Here is a 6,011-nt window from a genome sequence, read left to right as displayed (position 1 = left end):
GAAAGGTCGCGAAAGTCTGTGGACTTTGTGTAAGACAGTACATGGTTTTTTAACCGTGGTATGCAACGGTGGTTGAAGCAGAAACTTAAATCGTGAGGTTTAGGAATCGCCGCACTTTTAGGGCGGCGAGGATGTCAAATTCTGTCTGATCTTCTCACTTACCCTCCCGACCACCGACTCCTAACCCCACCAACAAACTTATTCAGCAAGTCCTAATTATTGATTGCCTCGGTTTGAATGGCCACCGATCAACAATCTATCTCCGTAGCACAATTTAGCCATTTTGTCAAAAAAATTTTGACTTTGCAACAAAACTACACAAAAATTAGATCAACGTTGTTCGGAAAAAAAGGGATAATTGGCGAAAGTGTTTGGTTTTGCTCAAGGGAAAAGTCTAGATTTAGCAAGGGTTTTAAGACAACCCAGACCATTAAAACCCTAAAAATTACAATAAAAGCCATCCTAGCATAATGCAAAATTATACCAGAATCGCTGGAAGTATTGCAACCTCGTAAATAAATAAAAATTATTCTCAATAAATTCTTAAGTAAAAATAAATATTACCGATTGTAAATTTAAATATTTTTAAGCATTGAAGCTATTTACATATAAAATACTTATCATTTTGCCCTGATTGTCTCTGACTTTTCCCTCCCCACAGTAACCACAGGAAAGACTATTACAGCATAATTATTGGATTCAAGAGCCAAAAGTAAAACCAGAAATATAGAGAGCTTACTAACAAGCTCTCTATAAAGTTTAGGTCTTCTACCACTTATTTTTCAGACTGGGATCTGTTAGCAGTATTCAAGCTACCCACTTGAATATTCAGATTAATTTTTTGTCCTTCCCGGCTAATTTCTACGGGTAAATTATCGCCGATTTGAGTATTAGCAACAATTTCCTGAACCGCATCGGGATCGGTGACATTCTTACCACCTACAGACTTTAACACATCACCCGATCGCAATCCCGCTTCTGCGGCAGGAGAATCTCTCATCACCCGCACTAACAAAACACCAGAATCATCGGGGATAGTCCAATTATCAGCCATAGGACTATCGGCTAATTGTTCTTTTACCTCCGAAGTTAACTGTACCATTTGAACACCGAGATAGGGATGTTCCACCTTACCCGTGGTGATTAATTGTTCGGCGATTCTTTCGGCAGTTTTAATCGGAATAGCAAAACCTAAACCCTGGGCATTTTGAATGATAGCAGTGTTAACTCCGATAACTTCTCCCCGAGCATTTAACAAAGGTCCGCCGGAATTTCCGGGGTTAATTGCCGCATCAGTTTGCAGGAAATCCACCCGTTTATCACTAGCACCAATTTGGGAGCTATGACGTTCTTTGGCACTAATAATCCCCGTGGTGACAGTGTTATCTAATCCCAAAGGATTACCGATAGCAATTGCCCATTCTCCCACCTGTAAACTATCAGAATTACCTAATTTAACCGTGGGTAAATTGCTCGCTTCCACCTGTACCACTGCCACATCAGTTAAAGGATCACTACCTAAAACTTTGCCATCGATAGTGCGACCATCTTTGAGGGTGACAGTCACCTTATCTGCTCCCTCGACAACGTGAGCATTGGTGATAATTTTACCGTCATTACTGATAATAAACCCCGAACCTGTACCTCTTTGAACTTGTTTTTCTCCTCGATCGGGTATTTGGGAACCAAAGAAGCGACGGAAAACAGGATCGTTAGCAAATTCAGAAAAATCACCGCCTCCATTGACTTCCCTAGAAGCATTAATTCTTACCACCGCCGGCCCCACTTCTTGCACCACAGAAGCGACAAAATTGGTAGGAATAACAAGAGACGAGGGAGCGGCTGCGGCCGGTGTGGAAGGGCGAGGATTATTGGCAGCGGGGGCAATATTTTGGGCTAATTCTAGAGGATTTTGACTGTAGGCGTAGGTGGCCCCGATGCCTAACCCGACACCCAAAACCAGTAAAGAGGAATAGGCAAAAAGTTTTTTCATCCCAGAAGATTTGGAGCGTTTAGGATTACCTTCGTTGCGCGGGGAGATATTATCGTTAAAAATATTGCGAGTCATAGTTTTTATTGTTTAACCATTCTGAGAAGGGAATAAAAGTCAGTCCTAATAATCGTGGGTGTGAGAGGAGTGTTTCGGAAAACGGCTTGGGACTGACTATCTCTAATTTAGGCTGGGGATATGAACTTACTGTGACGCAGAGATGAAGTTTTGATTGCAAGGTCATTATCCTAGTGGATAGACAGATAGAAAGATAGAGAAAAGGTCAATGATAGATTTTTCGGGGTTATTAAACCTAGGGTAAGAGCATCTCAATTAGGCTTGACAAAAGGCTCTCAGCACAGCAATCATATATAGCGTTTCCTGTTCACAAGAGGTACATTCTCAATCCTGAAAAGCTTAATCAGCAAAGGTTAAACTGTACCTCACAGATACGAGAACTGCTATGGTTATTCTAAGTACGGGACAAAAAGCTTGAAAAGTAGATAGAAAAGGGGTTTCACGGAGCAAGACTCTCTTTCCTCGCTCTATTCTTACTGGCTCTGTTGAAAGTAAAAACCGTCAACCTCAAGGAACTAGCCCTGGGTTTTGAAGGTGGGGCATTAGTAGAGTCCCATTACAAACGATTACAACGCTTGTTTGGGGAATTCGAGAGAGATTACCCTCAAATAGCTCCCATTGTAGTCCAGTGGCTCAATATCCCTCAACCCTGGGTATTGAGTATTGACCGCACCAATTGGTCATTTGGTAGTCATCACTACAACATCCTCACAGTCGGCATTGTCCTTGAAGGGGTAGCTATTCCCATTCTAGGAGTGGATGCTCAAGAAGAAAAAAAAGGCAACTCAAACAGCGATGAACGGATGCGTTTTATTGAGGAGATGCTGAAGATTTTTCCTTCTGCGGAGATTCGTTGCTTGTGTGGAGACCGTGAGTTGATTGAGCAGGTGTGGCTGAGGTATCTTTTGCTTGAACCGCTGCTGGCTTTCTGTTTAAGAATTCAGGCGACAGACAAGATTGAGTACAATGGCAAAAAGTACAATCTTAACAATTTTCTTGGTGGGTAGAAGATTACACCGAAGAAGACTTTATGAATTGTACCTTAGAGCCGATTCCTGATGTGGTTTATCAAGCCATTGATGAGGAATTATTAAAAATTCCTTACTTTCCTCAAAATTTAGACCCTCAAGAATTTGTTATAATCGGTCAAGAAGTTAAAAATAAAAAAGAAGCTTGGTCAATCATTGCTGTTATTAGTAAAGGGATAAATAGCGAAAGAGAAGAACTGTTATTATATCGTTATTTTATAGCTCAAGGATTAGGAAGATTAACGGATATCTTGGCATGGTTTAATACTAATAAAAGGCCAAGTTTCAACCCTTTTGATCGAAAATATATCGGACAAACTCACTTTTAGGATGATTTTAATACTAAAGTAGCCTATACTCAACGGATTTAGTATCACTCCCCTATACCTTTTAAATAGGATAAAAAGCTAAATAGGGTTTGCGGCAAAAAGTTTTTCGTGGGGGTAGGGTGTGGGGTGTAGGGTGTAGGGTTTTACCCGTTTTCAGAGGGTCAATTACCTAATTTTCGGGGAAAAAGTACCTGAATTTTCCCCCCGACCACTCCTAGCTAAGGCACTTTTTGATTTCAAAAAAGCCTGAAGATATTATCCAACAAGGTTTTTAGATTTATTCAGCAGGCCCTAAATAGAACAGACAAAAAGCCTGTTCTATCCATTAGGAGAAAAAAACTTAAACGGTCATGATATCTTTTTCTTTTGTCGTTAATAAATCCTCGATTTTGGCGATAAATTTATCGGTGGATTTCTGCACTTGATCCTGTAAATCCCTCGATTCATCCTCAGAAATTTCGTGACCTTTTTCCTGTTTACGGATAGCATCGATCGCATCCCGGCGAATATTGCGGATAGCCACCTTTCCTTCTTCGGCCAATTTCGCCGCTAATTTGACCAATTCCTTGCGGCGATCGCTAGTGAGAGGAGGGATATTCAAACGAATGATCTGACCGTCATTACTGGGGGTTAAACCCACGTCCGAGAGAGAAATCGCTTTTTCGATCGCCCCCATACTGGTACGATCGAAGGGTTGAATGGCGATCGTGGTCGCGTCGGGAGTGCTAATGGTCGCTAGGGACTTGAGGGGAGTTTCCATGCCATAATACTCCACCACGATCCGATCCAAAAGAGAAGCATTTGCGCGGCCGGTGCGAATCGTATTAAAAGCTCTCTGGGTTGATTCGACGGTTTTGTGCATATGGTCTTGAACTTCAGCTAACTTCACAGAATCCTCCTACCAATGTTCCAACGGGTTCACCTTTGACAGCGCGAACAATATTACCTGCTACCGACAGATCGAAAACGACTATCGGGATATTATTTTCCTTGCACAGAGCGATCGCCGTTCCGTCCATCACCCGCAGATCATGAGTCAGCACATGACCGTAGGTGAGACTTTGAAAGCGACGCGCCTTAGGGTTATGGGAGGGATCGGAATCATAAACTCCATCCACTTTCGTCGCTTTAAACACCACTTCCGCATCGATTTCGGCAGCGCGCAGGGCCGCCGTGGTATCGGTGGTAAAGAAAGGATTACCCGATCCCGCACCGAAAACCACCACCCGACCTTTTTCCAGATGACGGATTGCTCGCCGGCGGATGTAGGGTTCAGCCAATTCCTGCATGGCAATCGCCGTTAATACCCTAGTCGGTACTTGCGCTCGTTCTAGGGCATCCTGCAAGGTCATAGCGTTCATGACTGTTGCTATCATACCAATATAATCGGCTGTGGCCCGATCCATGCCGGCCGAGGCGGCTTTCACCCCGCGAAAAATATTGCCCCCACCGACCACGATCGCCAATTGGATGCCTTGGTCAACCACTTCGGAGATTTCCTGAGCGATAGCGGAAACCACCATCGGGTCGATCCCATAGCCGAGATTGCCCATCAGGGCCTCCCCACTCAGTTTTAATAATACCCGCTTGTACGCCATGCCCTTACTACCACTCGCTAAAACAAGATCTAGATAATTTTTGTCTCCCCATAAGATAGCAGGTTTTGGCCTTGATTTAAGCTGACTGGTTCACTCTCCCAGAGGGACGAGAAGCTAAACTTAATAAATCTTTTTGTTGGGAAATTTGTATTTAGTGATACCTTTGTTATTAAGGGAAGCTTAGTTTTATAGAGAATTAATAACCGTGGTCAGCGATCGATTACTATTGGTCAACAAAAGCAATCAAGGGGCCGCTAAGATCGATACCTTTGATTGGGTGTATGGGTTTCAGGATGGAACTCGTCTGATGGGAAAGGTTTGCGGTTACTTAGATCCCGATAGTAATCGTCTTCTCGATCCCGAAAACTGCAGCGCTATCTACCAGAATGCCCAGGGACAAGTCCTTAGTCGTTGGCAAGCTGGAGATTTTATCGCTTTTGAACTAACCACCACCGGGGAAGATCTCCTGATCGTGGCTTCTAATGACAATTGTATCGGTAATAGTTTCTGTTTGGTTTCGGGCATTAGTCGCAGCTGCGCCCAAGTTAGCGATGAAGGAAAATCCCTCGTCCGGGAGGTTTTTCAATACCCTGCTTGGTCTTTCCAGGGCGATAATAGCACTTCTAAGCCGGCTTTCAGTTGGAATTGTTCCGTATCTCCCTTTTTCCCCTTTGTTTCCCTGCGTTTTAATCTTCAGTCCACCAGCAGCAAAAAATTCTATCGTTGGACGGTTTCCCCCTATTTTCCCTTTTGTCCCCTCTTAGAAGTGGGAGAATCCCTTGCCTAATTAGGGTCTGCTGAAAAAGTTTTTCGGTGGTGGCAGGGTGTGGGGTTTTACCAGTTTTGAGGTGGCCAATTACCTAATTTTCAGGGAAAAAGTCCCGGAATTTTCCCCCCAATCACTCCAAGGGTCGGCACTTTTTGAGGGAAAAAAAGTCTAAAAACCTTGTTGGATAAGGTTTTTAGATTTATTCAGCAAACCCTAATT

General features: G+C 43.3%; 5 protein-coding genes and 1 pseudogene. 3 read left to right on the top strand and 3 right to left on the bottom strand.

Going from position 1 to position 6,011, the window contains the following annotated elements:
• Positions 1–775: 775 nt before the first annotated feature.
• On the bottom strand, positions 776–2,068 hold the full coding sequence (locus IM319_RS21985; RefSeq protein ID WP_287736927.1) for an HhoA/HhoB/HtrA family serine endopeptidase: 1,293 nt from the start codon (positions 2,066–2,068) through the stop codon (positions 776–778).
• A gap of 425 nt (positions 2,069–2,493) precedes the next feature.
• On the opposite strand from IM319_RS21985, the pseudogene IM319_RS21980 reads away from it, so the two are divergent.
• Positions 2,494–3,042: pseudogene (locus tag IM319_RS21980) on the top strand (IS4 family transposase); the annotation flags it as partial.
• 56 nt (positions 3,043–3,098) lie between these two features.
• Positions 3,099–3,425 (top strand): hypothetical protein, encoded by a 327-nt coding sequence (locus IM319_RS21975; protein ID WP_286824478.1) that lies wholly within the window; start codon positions 3,099–3,101, stop codon positions 3,423–3,425.
• A gap of 340 nt (positions 3,426–3,765) precedes the next feature.
• On the opposite strand, the gene frr is transcribed toward IM319_RS21975, so the two are convergent.
• Together frr and pyrH are read right to left on the bottom strand one after the other, a co-directional pair.
• Positions 3,766–4,287, bottom strand: a complete 522-nt coding sequence (gene frr / locus IM319_RS21970; RefSeq protein ID WP_416361047.1) for a ribosome recycling factor — start codon at positions 4,285–4,287, stop codon at positions 3,766–3,768.
• 13 nt (positions 4,288–4,300) lie between these two features.
• Positions 4,301–5,023, bottom strand: coding sequence for a UMP kinase (gene pyrH, locus IM319_RS21965; RefSeq protein ID WP_158200398.1), 723 nt, complete (start codon positions 5,021–5,023; stop codon positions 4,301–4,303).
• Positions 5,024–5,228: 205 nt separating this feature from the next.
• Here pyrH and IM319_RS21960 point away from each other — a divergent pair, with 205 nt between their 5' ends.
• The gene (locus IM319_RS21960; protein WP_287687715.1) at positions 5,229–5,810 is read left to right on the top strand and encodes a hypothetical protein; all 582 of its coding nucleotides are present in this window, start codon (positions 5,229–5,231) and stop codon (positions 5,808–5,810) included.
• The last annotated feature ends 201 nt before the right edge of the window (positions 5,811–6,011 follow it).

This window comes from Microcystis sp. M113S1, assembly GCF_020246945.1.
Lineage (GTDB): Bacteria > Cyanobacteriota > Cyanobacteriia > Cyanobacteriales > Microcystaceae > Microcystis.
This window is presented reverse-complemented; position numbering and strand designations above follow the sequence as displayed.

What these genes read in the sequence shown, in the direction of transcription:
- IM319_RS21985 (WP_287736927.1), bottom strand. Translation starts at nt 2,068, where the DNA reads ATGACTCGCAATATTTTTAACGATAATATCTCCCCGCGCAACGAAGGT.
- IM319_RS21975 (WP_286824478.1), top strand. Translation starts at nt 3,099, where the DNA reads ATGAATTGTACCTTAGAGCCGATTCCTGATGTGGTTTATCAAGCCATT.
- frr (WP_416361047.1), bottom strand. Translation starts at nt 4,287, where the DNA reads ATGCACAAAACCGTCGAATCAACCCAGAGAGCTTTTAATACGATTCGC.
- pyrH (WP_158200398.1), bottom strand. Translation starts at nt 5,023, where the DNA reads ATGGCGTACAAGCGGGTATTATTAAAACTGAGTGGGGAGGCCCTGATG.